The organism is Kitasatospora sp. NPDC002522, assembly GCF_053595195.1.
The window spans coordinates 21,958-46,627 of the sequence record NZ_JBSFXE010000024.1 but is presented as its reverse complement, the minus strand read 5'-3'; the positions used below and the strand labels follow the sequence as shown (position 1 = coordinate 46,627).

The 24,670-nt window shown below is 72.1% G+C and carries 25 protein-coding genes and 2 tRNA genes; 21 read left to right on the top strand and 6 right to left on the bottom strand.

Going from position 1 to position 24,670, the window contains the following annotated elements; translation table 11 throughout:
- Positions 1–19 precede the first annotated feature (19 nt).
- A complete protein-coding gene (locus ACWD4U_RS21055) occupies positions 20–850 on the top strand; it encodes a GNAT family N-acetyltransferase (RefSeq protein ID WP_363453971.1) in 831 nt (276 codons plus the stop codon).
- 34 nt (positions 851–884) lie between these two features.
- On the opposite strand, the gene ACWD4U_RS21050 is transcribed toward ACWD4U_RS21055, so the two are convergent.
- From ACWD4U_RS21050 to ACWD4U_RS21040, 3 genes are all read right to left on the bottom strand, one after another.
- Positions 885–1,379 carry a DsbA family protein gene (locus tag ACWD4U_RS21050; protein WP_363453973.1) on the bottom strand — a complete coding sequence of 165 codons (495 nt, stop codon included), beginning with the start codon at positions 1,377–1,379 and terminating at the stop codon, positions 885–887.
- A gap of 52 nt (positions 1,380–1,431) precedes the next feature.
- Positions 1,432–2,016 carry a CGNR zinc finger domain-containing protein gene (locus ACWD4U_RS21045; RefSeq protein WP_363453975.1) on the bottom strand — a complete coding sequence of 195 codons (585 nt, stop codon included), beginning with the start codon at positions 2,014–2,016 and terminating at the stop codon, positions 1,432–1,434.
- A gap of 256 nt (positions 2,017–2,272) precedes the next feature.
- Positions 2,273–2,686 carry an SsgA family sporulation/cell division regulator gene (locus ACWD4U_RS21040; RefSeq protein ID WP_030056266.1) on the bottom strand — a complete coding sequence of 138 codons (414 nt, stop codon included), beginning with the start codon at positions 2,684–2,686 and terminating at the stop codon, positions 2,273–2,275.
- 389 nt (positions 2,687–3,075) lie between these two features.
- Here ACWD4U_RS21040 and ACWD4U_RS21035 point away from each other — a divergent pair.
- Together ACWD4U_RS21035 and ACWD4U_RS21030 are read left to right on the top strand one after the other, a co-directional pair.
- Positions 3,076–3,147: transfer RNA gene (locus ACWD4U_RS21035), tRNA-Val, on the top strand.
- Between the two features lie 185 nt (positions 3,148–3,332).
- Positions 3,333–3,404 (top strand) — tRNA-Val (locus ACWD4U_RS21030).
- Between the two features lie 68 nt (positions 3,405–3,472).
- Here the strand turns inward: ACWD4U_RS21030 and ACWD4U_RS21025 are convergent.
- Entirely contained in the window at positions 3,473–4,246 is a 774-nt protein-coding gene (locus ACWD4U_RS21025; RefSeq protein ID WP_363453977.1) for an exonuclease domain-containing protein, read from the bottom strand.
- A gap of 249 nt (positions 4,247–4,495) precedes the next feature.
- On the opposite strand from ACWD4U_RS21025, the gene thrS reads away from it, so the two are divergent.
- Positions 4,496–6,475 (top strand): threonine--tRNA ligase, encoded by a 1,980-nt coding sequence (gene thrS / locus ACWD4U_RS21020; protein ID WP_363453979.1) that lies wholly within the window; start codon positions 4,496–4,498, stop codon positions 6,473–6,475.
- Positions 6,476–6,553: 78 nt separating this feature from the next.
- Positions 6,554–7,111 carry an HIT family protein gene (locus ACWD4U_RS21015; RefSeq protein WP_363453981.1) on the top strand — a complete coding sequence of 186 codons (558 nt, stop codon included), beginning with the start codon at positions 6,554–6,556 and terminating at the stop codon, positions 7,109–7,111.
- Between the two features lie 49 nt (positions 7,112–7,160).
- Here the strand turns inward: ACWD4U_RS21015 and ACWD4U_RS21010 are convergent, their stop codons facing one another.
- The gene (locus tag ACWD4U_RS21010) at positions 7,161–8,804 is read right to left on the bottom strand and encodes a hypothetical protein (RefSeq protein ID WP_363453983.1); all 1,644 of its coding nucleotides are present in this window, start codon (positions 8,802–8,804) and stop codon (positions 7,161–7,163) included.
- A 188-nt stretch (positions 8,805–8,992) separates the two neighbouring features.
- Here ACWD4U_RS21010 and ACWD4U_RS21005 point away from each other — a divergent pair, with 188 nt between their 5' ends.
- A complete protein-coding gene (locus ACWD4U_RS21005; protein WP_363453985.1) occupies positions 8,993–9,415 on the top strand; it encodes a thiol-disulfide oxidoreductase DCC family protein in 423 nt (140 codons plus the stop codon).
- Positions 9,416–9,433: 18 nt separating this feature from the next.
- Here ACWD4U_RS21005 and ACWD4U_RS21000 read toward each other — a convergent pair whose 3' ends face one another.
- A complete protein-coding gene (locus ACWD4U_RS21000) occupies positions 9,434–11,455 on the bottom strand; it encodes an elongation factor G (RefSeq protein WP_363453987.1) in 2,022 nt (673 codons plus the stop codon).
- 130 nt (positions 11,456–11,585) lie between these two features.
- Between ACWD4U_RS21000 and pgsA the strand changes: the two genes are divergently transcribed.
- The 15 genes from pgsA (at position 11,586) to ACWD4U_RS20925 (ending at position 24,610) form a co-directional block, all read left to right on the top strand.
- Positions 11,586–12,242 carry a phosphatidylinositol phosphate synthase gene (pgsA, locus tag ACWD4U_RS20995; RefSeq protein ID WP_363454055.1) on the top strand — a complete coding sequence of 219 codons (657 nt, stop codon included), beginning with the start codon at positions 11,586–11,588 and terminating at the stop codon, positions 12,240–12,242.
- Between the two features lie 8 nt (positions 12,243–12,250).
- Positions 12,251–13,144, top strand: a complete 894-nt coding sequence (locus tag ACWD4U_RS20990) for a phosphatidylinositol mannoside acyltransferase (protein ID WP_363454057.1) — start codon at positions 12,251–12,253, stop codon at positions 13,142–13,144.
- On the top strand, positions 13,141–14,313 hold the full coding sequence (locus ACWD4U_RS20985; protein ID WP_363454059.1) for a glycosyltransferase family 4 protein: 1,173 nt from the start codon (positions 13,141–13,143) through the stop codon (positions 14,311–14,313). Before ACWD4U_RS20990 ends, ACWD4U_RS20985 begins: the two co-directional genes overlap by 4 nt.
- 28 nt (positions 14,314–14,341) lie before the next feature.
- Positions 14,342–14,704, top strand: a complete 363-nt coding sequence (locus tag ACWD4U_RS20980) for a tautomerase family protein (protein ID WP_363453989.1) — start codon at positions 14,342–14,344, stop codon at positions 14,702–14,704.
- A 22-nt stretch (positions 14,705–14,726) separates the two neighbouring features.
- A complete protein-coding gene (locus ACWD4U_RS20975) occupies positions 14,727–15,272 on the top strand; it encodes a LemA family protein (protein ID WP_363453991.1) in 546 nt (181 codons plus the stop codon).
- 123 nt (positions 15,273–15,395) lie between these two features.
- Positions 15,396–16,316, top strand: a complete 921-nt coding sequence (pdxS, locus tag ACWD4U_RS20970; protein WP_449787255.1) for a pyridoxal 5'-phosphate synthase lyase subunit PdxS — start codon at positions 15,396–15,398, stop codon at positions 16,314–16,316.
- Positions 16,317–16,430: 114 nt separating this feature from the next.
- Positions 16,431–17,042, top strand: coding sequence for a pyridoxal 5'-phosphate synthase glutaminase subunit PdxT (gene pdxT, locus ACWD4U_RS20965; RefSeq protein WP_363453995.1), 612 nt, complete (start codon positions 16,431–16,433; stop codon positions 17,040–17,042).
- Between the two features lie 79 nt (positions 17,043–17,121).
- A complete protein-coding gene (locus ACWD4U_RS20960) occupies positions 17,122–17,877 on the top strand; it encodes a YebC/PmpR family DNA-binding transcriptional regulator (protein ID WP_363453997.1) in 756 nt (251 codons plus the stop codon).
- A gap of 122 nt (positions 17,878–17,999) precedes the next feature.
- Positions 18,000–18,629, top strand: a complete 630-nt coding sequence (gene ruvC / locus ACWD4U_RS20955; RefSeq protein WP_363453999.1) for a crossover junction endodeoxyribonuclease RuvC — start codon at positions 18,000–18,002, stop codon at positions 18,627–18,629.
- Positions 18,626–19,237 (top strand): Holliday junction branch migration protein RuvA, encoded by a 612-nt coding sequence (ruvA, locus tag ACWD4U_RS20950; RefSeq protein ID WP_363454001.1) that lies wholly within the window; start codon positions 18,626–18,628, stop codon positions 19,235–19,237. Before ruvC ends, ruvA begins: the two co-directional genes overlap by 4 nt.
- Before the next feature lie 65 nt (positions 19,238–19,302).
- Positions 19,303–20,376 (top strand): Holliday junction branch migration DNA helicase RuvB, encoded by a 1,074-nt coding sequence (ruvB, locus tag ACWD4U_RS20945; protein ID WP_363454003.1) that lies wholly within the window; start codon positions 19,303–19,305, stop codon positions 20,374–20,376.
- Positions 20,377–20,583: 207 nt separating this feature from the next.
- On the top strand, positions 20,584–20,973 hold the full coding sequence (gene yajC, locus ACWD4U_RS20940; RefSeq protein ID WP_363454005.1) for a preprotein translocase subunit YajC: 390 nt from the start codon (positions 20,584–20,586) through the stop codon (positions 20,971–20,973).
- A gap of 147 nt (positions 20,974–21,120) precedes the next feature.
- Positions 21,121–22,917, top strand: coding sequence for a protein translocase subunit SecD (gene secD / locus ACWD4U_RS20935; protein WP_363454007.1), 1,797 nt, complete (start codon positions 21,121–21,123; stop codon positions 22,915–22,917).
- A 3-nt stretch (positions 22,918–22,920) separates the two neighbouring features.
- Positions 22,921–24,033: a protein translocase subunit SecF gene (gene secF, locus ACWD4U_RS20930; RefSeq protein WP_363454009.1), complete on the top strand. Its 1,113-nt coding sequence runs from the start codon at positions 22,921–22,923 to the stop codon at positions 24,031–24,033.
- 22 nt (positions 24,034–24,055) lie between these two features.
- A complete protein-coding gene (locus ACWD4U_RS20925; protein WP_363454011.1) occupies positions 24,056–24,610 on the top strand; it encodes an adenine phosphoribosyltransferase in 555 nt (184 codons plus the stop codon).
- The last annotated feature ends 60 nt before the right edge of the window (positions 24,611–24,670 follow it).

The following is a 24,670-nucleotide window of genomic DNA, read 5'->3' as shown; positions in this document are numbered from 1 at the left end:
GGGAGGGAAGAGGGGCGGTATGACCACCACGTTGCGTCCCGAAGGACCCGAGGAGCCCGTTGCCGGCGGGGGGCGGAGCCGGCGATGGCAGATTCTCGTCAACGGGCACCCGGTCGGGGGGCTGCGGACCACCGCGCGGCGGCGGGCGGGGGAGATCTCCGAGCTGGCCGTCCGACTCGGTAGACGGCGGGGGCGGGCCACCGTCGCCGCGCTCGCCGCGGAGGAGGTGCTGCGCGACTGGGGGTGCACCCGGATCGACGTCACCGTGCCCGAGGAGGCCGGCCCCGCGCTGGGGCTGGCGCACGCGCTCGGCTACACCGAGCGGATGCGCAACCTCGCCAAGCGCCTGGACCGACTCCCGCCCCTGCCCGGCGGCCTGACGGACCGTCCGATCAGCGCCGCGGAGTACCCGGACTGGCAGGAGGCCGCCAAGGCCGACTACCGGAGCGAGTTGATCGCCTCCGGGCTCACCCCCGCCGAGGCCGCCGAGAAGGCCGAGACCGACCACCGCCGCGCCCTCCCGGACGGGCCCGCCACCCCGGGTACGGCGCTGCGCCGCCTGGTGGACCGGGACGGCGCCGTCGTCGGCACCCTGTGGGTCGCGCTGCGCCAGGACCGGCTGCCCGACGGCCGCCCGCTCGCCTGGGTGATGGTCGTCGAGGTCGACCCCGCGCACCGCGGCCGCGGTCACGGCCGCGCGCTGATGCAGCTCGCCGAACGCGAGTGCCTGGCGGCCGGCGTCCGCGACCTCGGCCTCAACGTGTTCAGCGACAACCGGGTGGCGATCGGGCTGTACGACTCGCTCGGCTACCGGATCACCCGGCGCACCCTCGGCAAGCCGCTGATCTGACCGCCGCCGCCGACCGCCACCCGCCGGCGGGCGGTCAGCGCGCCGCGTCCAGGATCCCGGCGATCCGCTCGCGCAGGCCCTCCTGCGACTTCCCGCCGTCCAGCCGCTGCCCGGCCACCACGTACGTCGGGGTGCCCGTCACGCCGATCGCCTTGCCCTCGGCGACGTCCGCGTCCACCCACAGCGTGTGCCGGCCGTCGACCAGGGCGGTGTCGACCTCCTCGGCGTCCAGACCGACCGCGGCGGCGATCTCGACCAGCACCGGCAGCCCGCCGCGCTCCAGGTCCTCCAGACGCTCCAGCAGCGCCTCCGCGTACTCCCAGCCGCGGCCCTGCTCGAACGCCTCGGCAGCGGCCTCCGCCGCCGGGTACGCGTACTTGTGCTTCTCCAGCGGGAAGTGCCGCAGCTCGACGGTCAGCGCGTCGCCGAACTGCGCACGCAGCGCGCGGACGTCGTCCAGCGCGGTACGGCAGTCGGGGCACTGCAGGTCGCACCAGAACTCGAGGCGGGGCAGGGAGGAATCGCTCATGCCTCCAGTCTCCCAGGCCCGGGCGCCCGCCAGGACCCGTCTCCCCGGCCGGTCAGCCGGTGGTGGCGGGGACCGCCTCCGCGGCCTCCGCGGACCGCTGGCGGGCCCGGTAGGCGGCCACGTGCAGCCGATTGCCGCAGGTGCGGCTGTCGCAGTAGCGGCGCGAGCGGTTGCGGGACAGGTCGACGAAGACCCGGGCGCAGTCCGGCGCCTCGCAGCGGCGCAGCCGCTCCAGCTCGCCGGCCATCACGATGAAGGCCAGCGCCATGCCGAGCTCCGCCGCCAGGTGCCGGCCGATCGCGGCGTGCGGGGCGAAGTAGTGGATGTGCCAGCCGTGGTGGTCGTGGTTGGTCAGCCGCGGCGTCGTCCCGGCCTCGGCGACCACCGCGTTCACCAGTTCCGCGGCCCGCTCCACCGAGCCGGCCGAGAAGACCTCGCGCAGCCGGTCGCGCAGTTCGTGCACGGCGGTCAGGTCGGCGGGGCCGAGCGAGTCGATCTCGCTGATCTCCTGCCGGACCACGAACGCGTTCAGCGCCGCCACGTCGGGCAGTCGTTCACTGCCGCACGCCTGCGGGGCGGTGTTCAGCAGGTCCACCAGAATGCTCAGTGCGCACTCGGTGTCATGGGTGATCAGCACGTGGGGACTCCTCACGCGGCGGCGGCCCGGCGGGTCGCCGCGTCGGTCATCGGCGCCGACTCTACCGGCAGCGGGCCCCGGCCGGGCCAGGACACGGCTGAGCCCCGGGCGCCGGCTCCGGTGGGAGCGGGCGCCCGGGGCAGGACCCCGAGGCCGCCGATGGGCGGCTGCGAACTGCGACCGTGCCCCCGAGTAGGACGGTGCGCATCGAGGTGGTCCCGCCGCCGCGCGACGGCGGGCCGAACTCGGTCGGGGTTCAGCTCTCGGCGAGGATGTGGGACAGCTCCCGGTCGAGGTCGAAGTGACGGTGTTCGGTGCCGGGGGGCACCGCGGCGTCGGTGCGCTTGAGGAAGGACTCAAGCGCCCGGGCCGGGGCCTCCAGCAAGGCCTCTCCTTCCGGAGAGCTCAGGGCGATGCAGACCACGCCTTGACCATGGCTGCGCGACGGCCAGACCCGGACGTCGCCGGTACCGGTCGGTCGGTGCAGCCCCTCCGCAAGGAGGTCGCGGGCGAACACCCACTCCACGGTCTCGTCGGCTCCGGTGTGGAACGTCGCGTGCACGGCATAGGGGTCGGCGGTGTCGTAGCGCAGGCCCGCGGGGACGGGCAGTGACGACTCGCTGGACACGATGAGGCGCAGGTGCAGCTCACAGCTGACCGTGGTGTTCATAAGCGCCAGGGCCTTTCGCTCAGTGTGCGCTCGGGGAATCGCACGTCGGCGAACGGACCATCCCACCTGAAAGCCCGGTGTAAACCCCTCTGTCCCGATTCCGGTGCGAGTCGTACCCCTTCCGGCGCATTGCGGAATCGCCCGGGCGGCCCGTCGGGCCGGTCCCGGAGCGGCATTACCCGGGGTCGGGCGGCCGGGCTGGAGGAAACCACGAACCTCGGGCCGGACGGGGCGGCCGGGCGGGGTGTCGGGCGGGTGGCCGGGCCCCGGCGCGTGCGGGCGGCGGCGCGACCCGGCAGGTGGGGGGCGCGTCCGGCGGAGGAGGGCGCGGCGGAGTGCGGGGGTGGTCGGAGCACTCCCGCCGATGGGGTAATGTTTTCCCTGCACCCGGGCGATTAGCTCAGCGGGAGAGCACTTCGTTCACACCGAAGGGGTCACTGGTTCGATCCCAGTATCGCCCACCGGAATGCAAAGGCGTAGGGCTCCGACTTGATTATCAGGTCGGGGCCCTTCGCCTTTTCCGGGTTACCGGTCCGGAGTTCTGACGCACATTCAGCGGGCCTGTCCGGGGCGGGAACTGGGGGACCGTCGGGGGAACGGATTGTGAACCGGGGTCCAAGTGGTGCTACAGTTCTTCTCGTTGCCCGGGCGATTAGCTCAGCGGGAGAGCACTTCGTTCACACCGAAGGGGTCACTGGTTCGATCCCAGTATCGCCCACCGAGCACCATCCGCAGGCCCCGACGGAAGCGTCGGGGCCTGCGGCGTTTCCGCCGCGGGGCGGTCGGTCAGGCCGCCAACTCGCAGGCGTGGCCCGGCTCCAGGCGCTCGCCGCAGGGGCAGCGGGCCGGGCGCAGCGGCCAGGCCGTGTCCACCTCCTCCGGCACGCCGGATCGTTCGAACCAGCGCTCCAGGCCGCGGGCCTGCGCCGCGTGCCAGAGCGCCTGCCGCAGGTGGAGGTCGGCCGGACTCAGTGCGCCGAGCCGCTCCGCGTGCCGGGCCGCGACCGCGCGCACCAACTCCAGGGCGGCCGCCGCGTCCGCGGCCGCGTCGTGCGCGCCCAGCAGCGGGACCCCGTAGTAGGCGCACAGGTCGGTCAGCGTGCGGCGGCCCTTGCGGTAGCGGTCCAGGTGCTTGTCGAGCACCCGCGGATCGAGCACCAGCAGTTCGGCGCCGTCCAGCACCTCGGTCAGCGAGGCCGCCGCGTGCCGGCGCAACTCCCGGTCCAGCAGCGTGAGGTCGTAGGGCGCGTTCATCACCACCAGCGGGACGCCGGCCCGGGACTGTTCGGCCAGGGCCAGGGCCAGCTCGACCGCGACGGTGCGCGGCGGGCGGCCGTGGGTGCGGGCGTGGTCGTCGGTGATGCCGTGCACCGCGCGGGCCTGTTCGGGGATCGGGATGCCGGGGTCGGCCAGCCAGGTGCGGATGCGGAGTCGGGTGGCCGGGGCGGTCTGCACCACCAGGGCGGCCGAAACGATTCTGTCCTGCTCGACGTCGACTCCCGTGGTCTCGGTGTCGAACGAGGCGAGCGGACCCTGATACCAGTGCCGGAGCTGCTGCATGACGCCCCCTCAGACGCCGCGCGGTCCTGGGCGTGCGGCGCGCCGCCGAGGACCGCCGGTGCGCCGCACTGTGCAGAGGTGATACCGCAGTTGACGGGCACTCAACCGCACTCCGGAAGAAATGCCGTGGCGCACCGTGACCGCGCGGTCACCGGAGACGGGTGCGGCGACGGGGAGGGGGCCCGGCTCGGTACCATGCACACGCAGCGCTGTGCTGCGCCACGGTAGCCAGAACGTCAGGAGAGACCGGTGACGGACGTCCGGATCATCATCAACCGCGAACCCGATCGGGAAGAGCGCGTGGTGACCACGGGCACTACGGCCGCCGAGCTCTTCGCCGACGACCGCGCCGTGATCGCCGCCCGGGTCGGCGGCCAGCTCAAGGACCTCGCGTACGCCGTCCAGGACGGCGACGAGGTCGAGCCGGTCGAGATCTCCAGCCCCGACGGCCTCGACATCCTGCGGCACTCCACCGCGCACGTGATGGCCCAGGCCGTCCAGCAGGTCTTCCCGGAGGCCAAGCTCGGCATCGGCCCGCCGGTCAAGGACGGCTTCTACTACGACTTCGACGTCGAGCGGCCGTTCCACCCGGACGACCTGAAGGCCGTCGAGAAGAAGATGCAGGAGATCATCAAGCGCGGGCAGAAGTTCTCCCGCCGGGTGGTCACCGACGAGGCCGCCCTCGAGGAACTGGCCAAGGAGCCCTACAAGCTGGAGCTGATCGGGCTCAAGGGCTCGGCCGCCACGGCCGGCGAGGGCGCCGACGTGGAGGTGGGCGCGGGCGAGCTCACCATCTACGACAACCTCGACCCGAAGACCGGCGAGCTGTGCTGGGGCGACCTCTGCCGCGGCCCGCACCTGCCGAGCACCCGGCACATCCCGGCGTTCAAGCTGATGCGCTCGGCCGCCGCGTACTGGCGCGGCAGCGAGAAGAACCCGATGCTGCAGCGCCTGTACGGCACCGCGTGGCCCACCAAGGAAGAGCTCAAGGCGCACCTGGAGTTCCTCGAGGAGGCCGCCAAGCGCGACCACCGCAAGCTCGGCACCGAACTCGACCTGTTCTCCATCCCGGAGGAGATCGGCTCCGGCCTCGCCGTCTTCCACCCCAAGGGCGGCATCATCCGCCGGGCGATGGAGGACTACTCGCGCAAGCGGCACGAGGAGGAGGGCTACGAGTTCGTCTACACCCCGCACGCCACCAAGGGGAAGCTGTTCGAGAAGAGCGGCCACCTCGACTGGTACGCGGACGGGATGTACCCGCCCATGCAGCTGGACGAGGGCACGGACTACTACCTCAAGCCCATGAACTGCCCGATGCACAACCTGATCTTCGACGCGCGCGGCCGCTCCTACCGTGAACTGCCGCTGCGGCTCTTCGAGTTCGGCACCGTGTACCGGTACGAGAAGTCCGGCGTCGTGCACGGCTTGACCCGGGCCCGCGGCTTCACGCAGGACGACGCGCACATCTACTGCACCCGCGAGCAGATGGCGGAGGAGCTCGACAAGACGCTGACCTTCGTCCTCGGCCTGCTGCGCGACTACGGCCTGAACGACTTCTACCTGGAGCTGTCCACCAAGGACCCGGAGAAGTTCGTCGGCAGCGACGAGGCCTGGGAGGAGGCCACCGCGGTGCTCGCGGCGGTCGCCGAGAAGCAGGGCCTGCCGCTGGTGCCGGACCCGGGCGGCGCGGCCTTCTACGGCCCGAAGATCTCGGTGCAGGCGAAGGACGCGATCGGCCGGACCTGGCAGATGTCCACCGTGCAGCTGGACTTCAACCTGCCCGAGCGCTTCGACCTCGAGTACACCTCGGCCGACGGCTCGCGGCAGCGGCCGGTGATGATCCACCGTGCGCTGTTCGGCTCGATCGAGCGGTTCTTCGCGGTGCTGCTGGAGCACTACGCCGGTGCGATGCCGCCGTGGCTGGCGCCGGTCACCGTGGTCGGCATCCCGATCACCGACGAGCACGTGCCGTACCTGCTCGACGTGGCGGCCGAGTTGAAGAAGCACGGGATCCGGGTGGACGTGGACGCCTCGGACGACCGGATGCAGAAGAAGATCCGCAACGCGCAGAAGGAGAAGATCCCCTTCATGCTGATCGCGGGCAACGACGACGTCGAGGCCGGCGCGGTGTCGTTCCGGTACCGCAACGGCGAGCAGAAGAACGGCGTGCCGAAGGCGGAGGCGATCGCCGAGATCGTCGAGGCGGTGCGCAGCCGGGTGCAGATCTGAGCCGTCGACGGCTGAGGTGCGGGGCGGTCTCCTTGCGGAGTCTGCCCCGCACGGCTTTGCGCGACGGGTTCGGCGAATATGCTGGCCAGCATGACGAGTGAGCCGGAACTTCAGCGGGGCGTGGGGGAGCCGGACGGCTTCCGGCGTCTGTGGACACCACATCGGATGGCGTACATCCAGGGCGAGAACAAGCCCACCGGGCCGGCTCCGGACGACGGTTGCCCGTTCTGCTCGATCCCGAAGCTGAGCGACGAGGACGGGCTGATCGTCGCGCGCGGGGCGTCCGTGTTCGCGGTGCTGAACCTGTACCCGTACAACGGCGGGCACTTGATGGTGGTGCCGTACCGGCACGTGGCGGACTACACCGAGCTCGACGGGCCGGAGACGGCGGAGCTGGCGGAGTTCACCAAGAAGGCGATGGCGGCGCTGCGCGCGGCGTCCGGGGCGCACGGGTTCAACATCGGGATGAACCAGGGGGCGGCCGCGGGTGCGGGGATCGCGGCACACCTGCACCAGCACGTGGTGCCGCGGTGGGGTGGCGACACCAACTTCATGCCGGTGGTGGGGCACACCAAGGTGCTGCCGCAACTGCTGGCGGACACCCGCAAGATGCTGGCCGAGGCCTGGCCGGTCTGAGCCGGCGGAAGGGGCGCGAGGGTTTCCGGACCCCCGCGCCCCTTCTCGGCTATCCGGCGTCGTACTTGTCGGCGCGGTACGGGCGGGTGCTCTGGATCTCGGAGCCGATGATGTTCGAGCGGTTGGTGAACCGGTCGGTGGAGATGTCGTGCTCCTCCAGGAACTCCATGACCGCGGCGTGGATGGCGCTGACGACGGGCGAGGTGGCGTAGAGCGCGTCGTCGGACTTGAAGCGGCTGTTCCAGGTGGGGTCGGTCCAGGCCTGGCGGAGGCAGAACGGTTCGGGGAAGCCGACCGAGCCGCCGAGCCAGGTGAGCAGGGTCGGGATCTTGTGGAACGGGGCCCGGACGGCCTGCCGGACCACCTCGTCGTCGGTGACGATCGGCAGCTGGACGGTGCGGTTCTCCCAGAAGCGGAGCGTCTTGGGGACGTCCTTCTCCGGGACCTTGGGCTTGGCGCCGAAGTACCCGGCGATCGGGCCGAGGGCGTGCGCGGTGACGTGGACCTGGAGGTTGTGCGAGAGGACCACGATCTCGACCAGCATGGTGGTGACCAACTGGCCCTTGTGCGTGACGTACTGGAGGGCGACCCGGTGGCGGGTGTCGGTGCCGAAGGTCTGCTTGTTGGCGATCTCCTGGACCGCGAAGTCGCGCATCCGGTCGCCGTCCATGTCGGCGCCGGACGGGCGCTCGATCTCGTCGGCGCCCTCGGAGATGTCCTTGAGCACCCACTGGTAGATCTGCGGCTTGGGCATGCCCCCGTTGGGGACCTCGCTGCCGGACAGGCCGTTGAGGCGCTCGGCGATCTTGCGGGCCAGGTCCCAGACGTGGAAGGAACGGAAGTCCTGGTGGCCCTCGGCGGGCTTGAGGTTCTCCCGCAGGCTCCACTCGCCCCAGCGCTTGCCGACGCCCAGGATGCCCTTGGGGCCCGCGTAGTGCTGGATGTTGGTGGCCTGCTCGGTGGTGAGGCGGTCGAGCGCGGCCTTGAGCAGGTTGGCCTTCTTGTCGAGGTGGTCCTTGGGGACGGCCTTGGGGACGACGGCGGCGACCGCGCTGCCGCCGACCAGGTCGCCCCAGCGGGCGCGCTGCTGCATGACGCTGGCGACGACGGTGCGCTTGGCGAGGTACCACCCGAGCGCGGGGCCGATCATCACGACCCGGCAGTAGAGGCCGAGCAGGCCGCCGAAGGGCGGGCGGAGCGCCAGCAGCAGGGCCAGGCCGATCGCGGCGATCAGGGCGAGGGTGCCGATGAAGCCGTCCTGCGCGGCGGACTTCTTGGTGCCGAGCCAGGCCCGGGCCTGGTAGGCGGCGAGCCAGACCAGGGTGCCGGGCAGGAACAGCACGCCGCACAGCACGCTGATGGTGGAGAGCCGGCGGTCGCGCGCCTCGCGGAGGTCCTGGGCGGCCAGGCAGTGTTCGACGACCATCCGGACGTCGGTGCCGAAGGACGGCACCAGCGGCTTGCGCGTGCCGCCGAGGGTGCGGTCGATCAGGGCGCGGCTGAACGCCTCGCCGGCGCTCGGCCGGAAGAGCTCGAACTTGCCCTTCTTGAGCGTGAGCCCTTCGAGGCCTTCCAGTGCGTGGTAGTCGGCGTCACGGTAGGCGGCGGAGGAGAACGCCTGGGTGACCGCGGTCTGGTTCCCGACGTCCGTCCGGGGTATCTGCGCGCCCGGCGTCATATCGAGCTGAGTCACCTGTGCAGCTCCTCCTCCCTGATCGTCTGCGGCAGGTTACCGCGCGCCGGCCGGACCGCGCGGATCATCGTCTGATCCTGGGTCACATCTCGGCCGCGTGCGGGGGTTTCCGAGTGATGTTGCCCCGTGGTGGGGACATCGACGCACCGGGTTTGCGACCGGGTACGGGGGAGCGGGAGGATCGCGGCATGACGACTTCGTATGCACCGGATCCGGTCCTGCTGTACGACGGCGACTGCGCGTTCTGTTCCAGCTGCGTGCGCTGGGCCGAGCGCTACCCGCGGGCGAGCCTGTCCTCGGCGGGATGGGACGCGGTGCCGTTCCAGTTCGCGGACCTGGCGGCGCTGGCGGCGTTCACCGACGGGGAGGTCACCGCGGAGCGGGCCGGCCGGGAGGTGCTGTGGATCACGCCGAACCGTCAGGTGTACGGCGGGGCGCAGGCGGTGGCCCGACTGCTGATGCGCTCGGGCGGGCTGTGGGCGTGGGTCGGCGGCCTGCTGGCGCTGGCGCCGGTGCGTCCGGTCGCGGAGCTGGTGTACCGCTGGGTCGCCCGGCACCGCGACCGGATGCCGGGCGGCACTCCGGCCTGCGCGCTGCCCCGCCGGTCCTGAGGGTCCGTCAGCAGCAGGTCAGCCCACCGTGCTGTACTGCGCGGCGAGGCCGGCGGGCATCGGGGCGTGCCGCAGGTAGCTGCGGGTGAACTGGCCGGTTCCGTGCGACAGCGAGCGCAGGTCGAGCGGGTACCGGGTGAGTTCGAGTTCGGGGACCTCGGCGCGCACCAGGCTCATGCCTGGGCCGCCGACCTCGGTGCCGAGGACGTGGCCGCGGCGGGCCGAGAGGTCGCTGAGCACGGCGCCCTGGTACTCGTCCGGGAGCAGCACGCGGACCTCGTCGACCGGTTCCAGGACCCGGAGTTCGGTGTGCTCGGCGGCCTCCTTGAGGGCCATCGCGGCGGCGGTCTGGAAGGCGGCGTCGGAGGAGTCGACGGAGTGCGCCTTGCCGTCGGTCAGGGTGACCCGGACGTCGGTCATCGGGTGGCCGTGCATGCCGTGGGCGAGTTGGGCGCGGACGCCCTTCTCCACGGACGGGATGAAGTTGCGCGGGACGGCGCCGCCGACCACGTGGTCGACGAACTCGAAGCCGCCGCCGGGCAGCGGTTCGACGGTGAGGTCGCAGATCGCGAACTGGCCGTGGCCGCCGGACTGCTTGACGTGCCGTCCGTGCCCGCTGGCGGTGCCGCCGAAGGTCTCGCGCAGCGCCACCTGGTAGGGGACGGCGTCGACGTGGACGCCGTGCCGGGTGCGCAGCCGGTCGAGGGTGACCGCGAGGTGGGCCTCGCCGGTGCACCAGAGCACCATCTGGTGCGTGTCGGGGTTCTGTTCGACGTGCAGGGCGGGGTCCTGGGCGGCGAGCCTGCCGAGGGCCTGGGAGAGCTTGTCCTCGTCGGCCTTGGAGTGCGCCTCGATCGCGGTGGGCAGCAGCGCCTCGGGCAGCGGCCAGGGCGGCAGCACGGTGTGGTCGGTGCCGAGGGTGTCGCCGGTGCGGGCGGCGGCGAGTTTGGCGACGGTCGCCAGGTCGCCCGCGATGGCCTGCGGGACCGGGCGGAGCTGGTGGCCGAACGGGCTGGTCAGCGCGGTGATGCGCTCGTCGGGGCCGCCGGGCAGGTGGGCGGTGGTGTCGGGGCGCAGGGTGCCGGTGAAGACCCGGAGCAGGCTGAGCCGGCCCAGGTAGGGGTCCTCGCCGGTGTGCACGACCTGGGCGGTGAGCGCTCCGGCGGGGTCGGCGGCGGGCAGGCCGTCGGCGCGGTCGGCGGGGGAGGGGAAGGCGGCGGCGATCAGGTCGAGCAGCTGCTCGCAGCCGGCCGGGTCGGGTGCGGGGGAGGCGGCGAGCACCGGGTGCAGGGTGCCGGCCAGGAACTCGCGGCGGACGGCGGCGGTGAGTGCGGCGGTGTCGAGTTCCTCACCCTCGAGGTAGCGCTCCAGCAGCGCGTCGTCCTCGCCGGCCAGCGCCTCGGCCAGCCGGGCGCGCCGCTCGCCGAGGTCGCCGGGGTCGGCGGGGTCGCCGTAGCGGCGGCCGGTGAGCAGCTCGACGGAGCCGTGCAGGCGGCCGTCGCGCAGGTCGTAGTGGTGCAGCGGCAGGACGGTGTCGGGGCTGCCGAGGGCCTGCTGGAGGTTGGCGACCACGTCGTCCAGGCGGACCCGGGCGGTGTTGAGGTGGGTGAGCAGGACGGCCCGCGGGACGTGTTCGGCCTCGCACTGCTGCCACAGCGCCCGGACCGGGCGGGGGAGTTCGTCGTCGGCGGCCGAGAGCACGAAGACCGCGGCCTCGGCGGCGCGCAGCGCGGCCTGCAGTTCGCCGCCGAAGTCGGAGTAGCCGGGGGCGTCCAGCAGGTTGATCTTGACGTCCTGCCAGGCGAGCGGGAGCAGTGCGAGCTGGACGGAGCGCTGCTGCTGGTGCTCGATCTCCTCCCAGTCGGCGGCGGTGGTGCCGTCGGGGACGGTTCCGGCCCTGGTCAGGGCGCCGGTGACGAGGGCGAGTGCCTCGGCGAGGGTGGTCTTACCGGCTCCGCCGGCCCCGACCAGGGCCACGTTGCGGAGCCGGTCGGGTCGGTCGACGAGGGGTGCGGGGGTGTGGGCTGTCCGGTCCGGCATGGCTGGCCTCCTGCCGCGCGATCAGCGTGGATACCATTGTCCAGCCGAGCGGGTCCATCCGCGCGGTCGCCCGCTGGACCCTGGGGGTCGCGGGTGCGGACCGGAGGAAATCGGAGTGGACCGGAAGGCCATGCTCAACAAGTACGCGCGTGCCTTCTTCACACGTGTCCTCACCCCGTTCGCCGCCCTGCTGCTCCGCTGGGGCGTCAGTCCGGATGCCGTGACGCTGATCGGCACCGCCGGTTCGGTGGCCGGTGCGCTGGTGTTCTTCCCGCGTGGCGAGTTCTTCTGGGGCACGGTCACCGTCACGCTGTTCATCTTCTCGGACCTGGTCGACGGCAACATGGCCCGCCAGGCCGGGCGTTCCAGCAAGTGGGGCGCGTTCCTGGACTCGACGCTGGACCGGGTCGCCGACGCGGCGATCTTCGGCGGCCTGGCCATGTGGTACGCGGGCCAGGGGCACAACGACATCCTCTGCGCGGTGGCGATCTTCTGCCTCGCCAGCGGCCAGGTGGTGTCCTACACCAAGGCGCGGGGCGAGTCGCTGGGCTTCCCGGTGAACGTGTCCGGGCTGGTGGAGCGCGCCGAGCGGCTGGTGATCAGCCTGGTGGCGGCCGGCTTCGCGGGGCTGCACAAGTTCGGCGTGCCGTACATCGAGTGGCTGCTGCCGATCGCCCTGTGGGTGGTCGCGGCGGGCAGCCTGGTGACGGTGGCGCAGCGGATGCTGACGGTGCGTCGGGAGGCGGCCGAGCTGGACGCGGCGGCGGCCGCCGAGGGGGTCAAGTGAAGGACCGGTTGGTGGACGGGGCCTACGCGGCGGGCTGGGCGGGGCTCCGGCACCTGCCCGAGCCGGTGGCCCGCGGCCTGTTCAACGTCATCGCCGACGTGGCGTGGCGGCGGCAGGGCAAGGGGGTGCGGCAGCTCGAGGCCAACCTGTCGCGGGTGCATCCGGACGCGGACGGGATCCGGCTGAGAGAGCTGTCCCGGGCCGGGATGCGCTCGTACCTGCGGTACTGGATGGAGTCGTTCCGGCTGCAGACCTGGAGCCTGGAGCGGATCGCGCAGGCGATGCCGGTCAAGGGCCTGGAGCAGCTGAACGAGGCGATGGCGGCCGGCCGCGGCGCGGTGCTGGCGCTGCCGCACATGGGCAACTGGGACCTGGCCGGCGCGTGGATCGCCTCGGCCGGCGGGTACCCGTTCACCACGGTCGCCGAGCGGCTGAAGCCGGAGTCGCTGTTCGACCGGTTCGTGGCGTACCGGGAGAGCCTCGGCATGGAGGTGCTGGCGCTGACCGGCTCCGACGTGTCGGTGGTCGGGACGCTGGCGCGGCGGCTGCGCGAGGGCAAGCTGGTCTGCCTGGTCGGCGACCGGGACCTCTCGGCGGCGGGCGTCCCGGTGGACTTCTTCGGCGAGCCGACCCGGATGCCGGCCGGCCCGGCGATGCTCGCGCAGCGCACCGGCGCGGCGCTGTTCCCGGTGTCGCTCTGGTACGACGGGCCGCTGATGCGGGCCGAGATCCACCCCGAGATCGCGCCGTCCGGAGTGGGCGACGGCAAGGTCCAGGTCGCCGAGATGACCCAGGCGATGGCCGACGTGTGGGCGGAGGCGATCCGCGAGCACTCGGCGGACTGGCACATGCTGCAGAAGCTGTGGCTGGCCGACCTGACGTCGCGGAGGGCCGAGAGTTGAGGATCGGCGTGGTCTGCCCGTACGACTGGGACGTGCCCGGCGGGGTGCAGTTCCACATCCGGGACCTGGCGGAGCACCTGATCCGGCTGGGGCACGAGGTGTCGGTGCTGGCACCGGCGGAGGACGAGGACGCGCTGCCGCCGTACGTGGTCTCGGCGGGGCGGGCCGTCGCGGTGCCGTACAACGGGTCGGTGGCGCGGCTGAGCTTCGGGATCCTGTCGGCGGCGCGGGTGCGGCGGTGGCTGCGCGAGGGCCGGTTCGACATCCTGCACGTGCACGAGCCGAACTCGCCGAGCCTGTCGATGCTGGCGGCCTGGGCGGCGTCCGGGCCGATGGTGGGGACCTTCCACACCTCCAACCCGCGCTCGCGGGCGATGATCGCGGCCTCGCCGATCCTGCAGCCCGGCCTGGAGAAGATGTCGGCGCGGATCGCGGTCAGCGAGTACGCCCGGCGCACCCTGGTCGAGCACCTCGGCGGCGACGCGGTGGTGATCCCCAACGGCGTGGACGTGACCTTCTTCGCCGACGCCGAGCCGGAGCCGCGCTGGCAGGGCAACGCGCTGGACGGCGGGCCCGGCACCATCGGCTTCATCGGCCGGATCAACGAGCCGCGCAAGGGCCTGCCCACGCTGCTCGCCGCGCTGCCCCGGATCCTCGCCGAACGGCCCGGGGTGCGGCTGCTGGTGGCCGGCAAGGGTGACGAGGAGGAGGCCGTCGAGGGCCTGCCGGCCGCGGTGCGCGAGCGGGTGGAGTTCCTCGGCATGGTCTCCGACCGGGACAAGGCCCGGCTGCTGCGCAGCGTCGACCTGTACGTGGCGCCGAACACCGGCGGCGAGTCCTTCGGGATCATCCTGGTGGAGGCGATGTCGGCGGGCGCCCCGGTGCTGGCCAGCGACCTGGACGCGTTCCGGCAGGTGCTGGACGGCGGCGCGGCCGGCGAGCTGTTCCCGGTCGAGGACGCCGACGCGCTGGCCGCCACCGCGCTGAAGCTGCTGGGCAGCCCCGAGCGGCTGGTCGAGCTGCGCGAGGCCGCCTCGCGGCACGTGCGGCGCTTCGACTGGGAGACCGTCGGCGCCGAGGTGCTGTCGGTGTACGAGACCGTGACCGACGGGCGCCCGCCGGTCGCCGAGGCCGAACCGTCCGGGTGGCGGACGCGTCTCGGCCGATGACCCCCTTCCTGCTCCGAGAGGCACTGCCATGCCGCTGATCACCGTCGACTACACCGACCGGCTCGCCGACGCCTTCGACCGGCGCGGCTTCGGGCTGGCGCTGAACCGGCTCGCGGTGAAGCTGATCGACGCCAAGCCGGAGAGCTGCAAGGCCTGGTTCCGGCGCACCGAGGAGGCCGTGGTCGGCGCGGACACCGAGACCTACGGGCTGGTGTCGATCGAGTTCCGGATCTTCCCGGGCCGCAGCGAGGAGGCGAAGGCGGCGCTCAGCGAGGCGGTGCTGGCCGCGCTGCCGGACTACCTGGGCGGCGCCCCGCTGCCGGTGCAGGCCAACGTCGCGGTCGCCGAGCTGGACCGGCGGGCCTACCGCTCGGTCACGCTGGGCGGCTGACGACCCGGTACCGTAACGCCCCGTGACTACCTGGATCTGGGCCATCGCGGCCGTCGTGCTGTTCGCCGTCTACCTCAGCTGGACGGCCGGCCGGCTCGACCGCCTGCACGCCCGGATCGACGCCGCCCGGGCCTCGCTGGACGCGCAACTGGTCCGCCGGGCCTCGGTGGCGATGGAGCTGGCCACCTCCTCGCTGCTCGACCCGGCCGCCTCGATCCTGCTGCTGGAGGCCGCGCACGCGGCCCGGCAGGCCGAGGACGAGCAGCGCGAGGTCGCCGAGAGCGAGCTCAGCCTGGCGCTGCGCGCGGTGCTGGACGAGCCGCAGCAGGTCGCGGCGCTGCGGGCGGCGCCCGGCGGCGCGGAGGCGGTCCGGGACCTGGTGGAGGCGGTGCGCCGGGTGCCGATGGCGCGCCGTTTCCACAACGACGCGGTGCGTGCCGCGCGGGCCGTGCGCGAGCACCGGCTGGTGCGCTACTTCCGGCTGGCGGGGCGCGCGCCGTTCCCGATGGCCTTCGAAATGGACGACGAGCCGCCGACCGCGCTCACGCCCGAGGGCGCACCCGCGTAGGCTGAGCGCTGTTTCCTTCCCTGGCCTGTTTGTCGTATGCCGAGGGCGGGCCTGGACCATGTGGCACATGGGTCGGGACCAACCCGGGCCTACGATGGGTCGATAGCACCGGTTCATCTCTGAGTGAGGTCTTACGTGTCCACCACCCCCACCACCGCAGACCAGCAGATCGGCACCGCCCGCGTGAAGCGCGGCATGGCCGAGCAGCTCAAGGGCGGTGTGATCATGGACGTGGTCAACGCCGAGCAGGCCAAGATCGCCGAGGACGCGGGCGCGGTGGCCGTCATGGCCCTGGAGCGGGTCCCCGCGGACATCCGCAAGGACGGCGGCGTGGCGCGCATGTCGGACCCGAACATGATCGAGGAGATCATCGCCGCGGTCTCCATCCCGGTGATGGCCAAGTCCCGCATCGGCCACTTCGTCGAGGCCCAGGTCCTGCAGTCGCTCGGCGTCGACTACATCGACGAGTCCGAGGTGCTGACCCCGGCCGACGAGGTCAACCACTCCGACAAGTGGGCCTTCACCACCCCCTTCGTCTGCGGTGCCACCAACCTCGGTGAGGCGCTGCGCCGGATCGCCGAGGGCGCGGCCATGATCCGCTCCAAGGGCGAGGCCGGCACCGGCAACGTGGTCGAGGCCGTCCGCCACCTGCGCCAGATCAAGAACGAGATCGCCAAGCTGCGCGGCTTCGACAACAACGAGCTGTACGCCGCCGCCAAGGAGCTGCGCGCCCCGTACGAGCTGGTCCGCGAGGTCGCCGAGCTCGGCAAGCTGCCGGTCGTGCTGTTCTCCGCCGGTGGCGTGGCCACCCCGGCCGACGCCGCGCTGATGCGCCAGCTCGGCGCCGAGGGCGTGTTCGTCGGCTCCGGCATCTTCAAGTCCGGCGACCCGGCCAAGCGCGCCGCGGCCATCGTCAAGGCCACCACCTTCTACGACGACCCGAAGATCATCGCGGACGCCTCCCGCAACCTGGGCGAGGCCATGGTCGGCATCAACTGCGACACGCTGCCCGAGTCGGAGCGCTACGCCAACCGCGGCTGGTAGTCGCCGACTGGTGATCGCTGCACGACGGCCCGCTGCGTGAGGAACTGGCGCGGCGGGCCGCGCCGTGGAGCGGTCCGGATCCGAATCTTCTCCAAGCGATTGAGGTAGTAGACCGTGAGCACCCCCACCATCGGAGTCCTGGCCCTCCAGGGCGACGTCCGCGAGCACCTGGTCGCGCTCGCCGCCGCCGACGCGCTGGCCCGCCCGGTCCGCCGCCCCGAGGAGCTCGCCGAGGTCGACGCCCTGGTGATGCCGGGCGGCGAGTCCACCACCATCTCCAAGCTGGCCGTGCTGTTCGGCCTGATGGACCCGCTGCGCGCGCGGGTCGCGGCCGGCATGCCGGTCTACGGCACCTGCGCAGGGATGATCATGCTGGCCGACAAGATCCTCGACGGCCGGGACGACCAGGAGACCGTCGGCGGCATCGACATGACGGTGCGGCGCAACGCGTTCGGCCGGCAGAACGAGTCCTTCGAGACCGCGATCCCGTTCGCCGGGCTGCCCGGCGACCCGGTCACCGGCGTCTTCATCCGGGCCCCGTGGGTCGAGGCGGTCGGCGCGGGCGTCGAGGTGCTGGCCGAGGTCCCGGCCGCCGACGGCCCGGACGCCCGGATCGTCGCCGTCCGCCAGGGCAACCTGCTGGCCACCTCGTTCCACCCGGAGCTGACCGGCGACCACCGGGTGCACGAGTACTTCGTCCGCATGGTCGAGGCTGCCGCGCGGTGACCGTGCGCCACCTCAGGGTGGCGGCACCGGTAAGATCTCCCCTGTTCATTTCCCTGTTGGCGACGAAAAGGAGCTGGCGATGTCCGGCCACTCTAAGTGGGCTACCACCAAGCACAAGAAGGCCGTGATCGACGCCAAGCGCGGCAAGCTCTTCGCCAAGATGATCAAGAACATCGAGGTGGCGGCGCGCACCGGCGGCGGCGACCCCGCGGGCAACCCCACGCTCTACGACGCCATCCAGAAGGCCAAGAAGAGCTCCGTCCCGATCGACAACATCAACCGCGCCGTCAAGCGCGGTTCCGGTGCCGAGGCAGGCGGCGCCGACTACTCGACGATCATGTACGAGGGCTACGGCCCGAACGGCGTGGCCGTCCTGATCGAGTGCCTCACCGACAACCGCAACCGCGCGGCCTCCGACGTCCGCGTCGCGATGACCCGCAACGGCGGCAACATGGCGGACCCGGGCTCGGTCTCCTACCTGTTCACCCGCAAGGGCGTGGTGATCGTCCCCAAGGCCGACGGCGTGGACGAGGACAAGATCCTGGACGTCGTGCTGGACGCCGGCGCCGAGGAGGTCAACGACCTGGGCGAGGCCTTCGAGGTGATGTCCGAGGCCACCGACATGGTCGCCGTGCGCACCGCCCTGGTCGACGCCGGCATCGACTACGACTCCGCCGACGCCAACTTCGTGCCCAGCATGCAGGTGGAGCTGGACGCCGACGGCGCCCGCAAGATCTTCAAGCTGATCGACGCCCTCGAGGACAGCGACGACGTGCAGAACGTCTTCGCCAACTTCGACGTGTCGGACGAGATCATGGCCGAGCTGGACGCCTGACCGTCCGTCGGCTTCTCCGCCCGGCGGCCCCTCGCGGCCGCCGGGCGGAGGCGTGTCCGGGGCCGGTTGTCGGTGCCTGGCGGTAGCCTGCGCAGGTCGGGCGGTCGGAGAGAGGCGGGGCTGTGCGGGTGCTGGGCGTGGACCCCGGACTGACCAGGTGCGGTGTCGGGGTGGTCGAGGGCTTGCCCGGGCGGCAGTTGAAGATGCTCGGGGTCGGCGTGGTGCGCACCCCGGCGGAGGACGAGATCGGCCCGCGACTGCTCCGGATCGAGCAGGGGCTGGAGGAGTGGCTCGACCACTACTCGCCCGAACTCGTCGCGGTGGAGCGGGTGTTCGCGCAGCACAACGTCCGCACCGTGATGGGCACGGCGCAGGCCTCGGCGGTCGCGGTGCTGTGCGCCACCCGGCGCGGCATCCCGGTCACCCTGCACACGCCGAGCGAGGTCAAGGCGGCGGTGACCGGCTCCGGGCGGGCCGACAAGGCGCAGGTGACGGCGATGGTGACCCGGCTGCTGCGGCTGGACGCCCCGCCCAAGCCCGCCGACGCCGCGGACGCGCTCGCGCTGGCGATCTGTCACATCTGGCGCGGCGGCAGCACGAACCGCCTGACGGCGGCGATCCGGGCGCACGGCACCGGGGGGTCCTGGCACGGCCGGGTCAACCAGCAGGGGCGCGGGGCGTCCGAGCACAGCGGCCCTGACGGGCGACCGCCCGCAGCCGCCGGAACCATCGAGAGGGAGCAAGCGCCATGATCGCCTTTGTCCAGGGGCCCGTCGCAGTGGTGGGACACGGGGTGGCCGTGGTGGAGGTGGGCGGCGTCGGGATGGCGGTGCAGTGCACGCCCACAACGCTGGCGACCCTGCGGGTGGGGGAGGTGGCGCGGCTGTCGACCTCCCTGGTGGTGCGGGAGGACTCGCTGACGCTGTTCGGGTTCGTGGACGACGACGAGCGGGCCACCTTCGAGGTGCTGCAGGCCGCGCCGGGGGTCGGGCCGAAGCTGGCGCAGGCGATCCTCGGGGTGCACTCGCCCGAGGCGTTGCGGGTGGCGGTGGCGAGCGGGGACGAGAAGTCGCTGATCGCGGTGCCGGGGATCGGCAAGGCGAAGGCGGCGAAGCTGCTGCTGGAGTACAAGGACAAGCTGGGGGCGCCGCACGGCACGGTGCCCGCGCAGAAGCCGATCGTCTCGGGCCCGGCGCCCTGGCAGGACCAGCTGCACGCGGCTCTGGTGGGGCTGGGCTACGCTCCGCGGGAGGCCGACGAGGCGGTGGCCGCGGTGACGCCGGAGGCGCAGGCGCAGGCCAATCCGGACGTGGGCGCGCTGCTGCGGCTCGCGCTGCGGGGGCTGAACCGCACCCGCTGAGCGTCGAAGGGCGCTAGAGCAACCTGACGATCAGTCATCATGTCGACATTGGAGAGCCGTTCCCGATGACCCCGTACGAGTCCGATCCCGTTGACCGTCTGGTGGCGGCGTCCGCCGACGGCGAGGACCAGGCGGTGGAGGCGGCGCTGCGGCCGAAGCTGCTGGACGAGTTCATCGGGCAGGAACGGGTGCGCGAGCAGCTGTCGCTGGTGCTGCAGGCGGCCCGCAAGCGCGGGGCGGCCCCCGACCACGTGCTGCTGAGCGGTCCGCCCGGGCTGGGGAAGACCACCCTGTCGATGATCATCGCGGCGGAGCTGGGCGCCCCGATCCGGATCACCTCGGGCCCGGCCATCCAGCACGCCGGGGACCTGGCGGCGATCCTCTCCTCGCTGAGCGAGGGCGAGGTGCTGTTCCTCGACGAGATCCACCGGATGTCCCGGCCGGCCGAGGAGATGCTCTACATGGCGATGGAGGACTTCCGGGTCGACGTGATCGTCGGCAAGGGCCCGGGGGCGACCGCCATCCCGCTGGAGCTGCCGCCGTTCACCCTGGTCGGCGCGACCACCCGGGCCGGCCTGCTGCCGCCGCCGCTGCGCGACCGCTTCGGCTTCACCGGGCACATGGAGTTCTACGCCCCGGCCGAGCTGGAGCGGGTGGTGCACCGCTCGGCGGGCCTGCTCGACGTGGACATCGACCCGGCCGGCGCGGCGGAGATCGCCGGCCGCTCGCGCGGCACGCCGCGGATCGCCAACCGGCTGCTGCGCCGGGTCCGGGACTTCGCGCAGGTCCGGCACGACGGGCTGGTCACCCGGCAGATCGCCGAGCGGGCGCTCGAGGTGTACGAGGTGGACGCCCGCGGCCTGGACCGGCTGGACCGGGCGGTGCTGGAGGCGCTGCTGAAGCTGTTCGGCGGCGGCCCGGTGGGCCTGTCCACGCTGGCGGTCGCGGTCGGCGAGGAGGCCGAGACGGTCGAGGAGGTGGCGGAGCCGTTCCTGGTGCGCGAGGGACTGCTGGCGCGCACCCCGCGGGGCCGGATCGCCACCGCCGCGGCCTGGCAGCACCTGGGCCTGACCCCGCCGCAGGCGGTCCGCGCGCCGCGTCCGGCGCAGAGCGAACTGTGGGCCGACGGGCAGGAGTGAAGTCCCGGGGCGGGCGGGAGCGGACCGGTGCTCCTTATCCAGGGATTATGTGCATGCCAAGGCTCGCCACTTTCGGCGGCGCACTGGCATGCTTGGCGTTGTCCGTTCAGTGCGGGTCGCCTAGACTCCGCCGGACCGCCCCTCTCACCCGACGGGCCGACGTACACGCACTGGCCGCCTGCAGGGCGGCCGTAAAGGACCCTGGCTGTGGCTAACCTCATCATCCTCATCCTCCCGCTCCTGGCGATCTTCCTGATGTTCCGCTCGCAGAAGAAGCGCCAGGCGCAGCAGCAGACCATGCAGACGGCGCTGCAGGCGGGTTCGGGCGTGCGGACCATCGGCGGCATGTACGCCCTGGTCAAGGCGGTCAACGAGGAGACCGTCGAGCTGGAGATCGCTCCCGGCGTCGTCGCGCACTACACCAAGGGCGCCATCGCGGCCGTCCTGGAGCCGCTGGAGTACGACGCGATCATCAACGGTCGTCCCGCCGAGGACGCCGAGCCGGAGGCCGTCGAGGCCGAGGACGCGGACGAGAAGCCGCTGAGCCTCGCCAAGGACGACGCCCCGGCCGACGGTGAGGCTCCCGAGAGCAAGTAGTACGGTCGGGGTCACCCTCGACCGGCGGCAATCCGCCGCAAGCCCACAGGACCTCTTGGGCCGTCGTGCGTCCGCCTCCTCCGGCTCCGCCCCGCGCGGGGCCGGTGGCCGGTCGCGGGGCGGCATGGACAGGGAGAAACGAGCAAGGTGGCAACACCCAAGTCGCGGTCGCGCGACGGATACCCGGGGCGGGCGCTGGCGCTCATCCTGGTGGTCACCGTCGGACTGGTGGCCCTCATGTTCGGGACGGGCTACACCAAGCCGCGTCTCGGTATCGACCTCGCCGGTGGCACCAGCGTCACGCTGACCGCCAAGTCGGACGACCCCGCCGCCATCAACAAGTCCAACCTGGACATCGCGGTCGGGATCATCCAGAAGCGCGTCAACGGCATGGGCGTGTCCGAGGCTGAGGTCCAGACGCAGGGCAACAGCAACATCATCGTCAACATCCCCGACGGTGGTAACACGCAGCAGTCGATCGACAAGGTCGGCGACACCGCCAAGCTCTACTTCCGCCCGGTGCTGGCCCTGGCCCCGACCGGCGTGCAGGCGCAGCCCTCGCCGTCCGCCCCGGCCTCCGGCTCGCCGGCCGCCGGCTCCTCGCCGAGCGCGAGCGCCGCCGCGTCCGCGGGTGCGGGCTCCGCCTCGCCGAGCGCCTCCGCCTCCAAGGCCGGCCGCGCGCTCTCCGGCGCCCTGCAGGCCGACCCGAGCAGCTCCGCCTCCGCGCCCGCCTCGGGCAGCCCCTCGGCCGCCGCCTCCGGTGCGCCGAGCGCCGCCGCGTCCGCCCCGAGCGCCGCCGACATGAGCGCCGCGATGACCCAGGGCACCGTCCCGGCCGAGCTGCAGCAGCAGTTCACCGCGCTGGACTGCTCGAACCAGGCGCAGCGCCTCAACTACCAGAAGAGCAACGACCCGAACGCGGCCACCGTGGCCTGCTCGTACAACGCCGAGCAGGGCCTCTGGTACAAGTTCGCGCTCGGCGGTGTCTCGGTGAACGGCTCGGACGTCTCCAAGGCGCAGGCCGTCTTCGACACCCAGAACGGCTCCGGCTGGATGGTTCAGCTGTCCTTCGACGACGCCGGCTCCAAGGCCTTCGCCGACACCACCGGCAAGCTCGCCACCCAGGCCACCCCGGCCAACCAGTTCGCGATCGTGCTGGACGGCCAGGTCGTCTCGCACCCGTACGTGAAGGAGTCGATCAGCGGCGGCAGCGCCGTGATCTCCGGCTCCTTCACCCAGCAGGACGCCAAGGAGCTGGCCAACGTGCTCAGCTACGGCGCGCTCCCGCTGGACTTCGTGAAGAGCGACGTCACCACCGTCTCCCCGCAGCTCGGCTCCGAGCAGCTGAAGGCCGGTCTGATCGCCGGTCTGATCGGCATGGCCCTGGTGGTCCTGTACTCGCTGATCTACTACCGCGGCCTCGGCCTGGTCTCGATCGGCGGTCTGGTGGTCTCCGCGGTCCTCACCTACGCGATCATGAGCCTGCTCGGCGCGGGCATCGGCTTCGCGCTGAACCTGCCCGCGGTCTGCGGCGCGATCGTCGCGATCGGCATCACCGCGGACTCCTTCATCGTGTACTTCGAGCGCATCCGCGACGAGGTCCGCGAGGGCGCCCAGCTGCGGGCCGGTGTGCAGCGCGCCTGGCCGCGCGCCCGACGCACCATCCTGGTCTCGGACTTCGTCTCCTTCCTGTGTGCCGCGGTGCTGTACCTGGTCTCGGTCGGCAAGGTCCAGGGCTTCGCGTTCACCCTCGGCCTGACCACCCTGCTCGACGTCGTGGTGATCTTCCTGTTCACCAAGCCGCTGATCACCCTGCTGGCGCGCACCAAGTTCTTCGCCAGCGGCCACCCGTGGTCCGGCCTGGACCCGAAGCGGCTCGGCGCCCGGTCGCCGATCCGCGGCTCCCGCCGCCGTCCGGCCCCGTCCCAGACCCAGGAGGTCTGACCCATGTCGCTCCGCAACATCGGTCACCGGCTCTACCAGGGCGAGATCTCGTTCGACTTCGTCGGCAAGCGGAAGATCTGGTACTCGATCTCCGGCGTGATCGTCCTGGTCGCCGCGATCGGCCTGGCGATGGGCCTGCACCTGGGCATCGAGTTCAAGGGCGGCTCGGTGTACACCGTGCACAAGCCCGGACTGACGGTCTCCCAGGCCAAGGACGCCGCCAACAAGATCATCAACTCGAACACCGCGCTGGTGCAGACCACCGACAAGGGCGACGTCCGGGTGCAGATCAGCGCCGAGTCCTCGATCTCGGCGACCACCTTCACCAAGCAGTTCTCGGAGGCCGTCGGCGTCCAGGAGAAGGACGTCAACGCCCAGGTGATCGGCCCCTCCTGGGGTCAGGACATCTCCAAGAAGGCGCTGACCGGCCTGATCATCTTCATGGTCCTGGTCACCGTCTACATGGCGATCGCCTTCGAGTGGCGGATGGCGATGGCCGCCCTGGTCGCCCTGATCCACGACCTCCTGATCACCATCGGCGTCTACGCCCTGGTCGGCTTCGAGGTCACCCCGGGCACCGTGATCGGCTTCCTGACCATCCTCGGCTACTCGCTCTACGACACGGTCGTCGTCTTCGACACCGTGAAGGAGAACACCCGGGGCCTGACCAAGCAGAGCCGCCGCACCTACAGCGAGGCCGCCAACCACGGCCTCAACCAGACCCTGGTGCGCTCCATCAACACCACGGTCGTCGCCCTGCTCCCGGTCTCCGCCCTGCTGTTCATCGGTGGCGGCATCCTCGGCGCGGGCACCCTGAACGACATCTCGCTCGCCCTCTTCATCGGCCTCGCGGCCGGCGCCTACTCCTCGATCTGCGTCGCCACCCCGCTGCTCGCGCAGCTCAAGGAGCAGACCCCGGACATGAAGGCGCTCGCCAAGCGGGTCGCCCAGCGCCGCGCCTCCGAGGCCAAGGCCGCGGCCGAGGCGGAGGCCCGCGGCGAGACCCTCGACGCGGACGACGACGCCGAGGACGAGGTGGCGGCCGGTATGGTCGGACAGCGTAACCAGCCGGTCAGCCGCTCCCGCAACAAGGGACGCCCGTCCGGCAAGCGCTGACGTCCTCGCCTAAGGAACCCCCGTGACCTCCACCACCGACCCCGCCCTGGCCGAGCTGCTCACCAGCCGGATCCGGGACGTCGCCGACTACCCCAAGCCGGGTGTGCTGTTCAAGGACATCGCCCCGCTGCTCGCCGACGCCGAGGCGTTCGGCGCGCTCACCCGGGCGCTGGCCGCCCGGGCGAAGGAACTCGGCGCCACCAAGGTGGTCGGACTGGAGGCGCGGGGGTTCGTGCTGGCCGCCCCCGCGGCCTTCGCGGCCGGGCTCGGCTTCGTGCCGATCCGCAAGAAGGGCAAGCTGCCCGGCGAGGTGTTCGCCCGCTCGTACGACCTGGAGTACGGGTCGGCGACGCTGGAGGTGCAGTGCGACGCGTTCGAGCCCGGTGAGAAGGTGCTGGTCGTCGACGACGTGCTGGCCACCGGCGGGACCATCGCGGCCTCCCTCGACCTGGTGCAGGAGGCCGGCGCGGAGCTGGTCGGCGTGGTGGTCCTGATGGAGCTCGGTTTCCTCCCGGGGCGCGAGCGGTTGGTTTCGCACCTGCACGGCGCGCCGTTGGAGACGCTGGTGCTGGTGTGACGGATCGGCCCTGAGAGCCGCCCGGGAACAGATCCTGTTCGCGGGCGGCTTTCTGCTAGG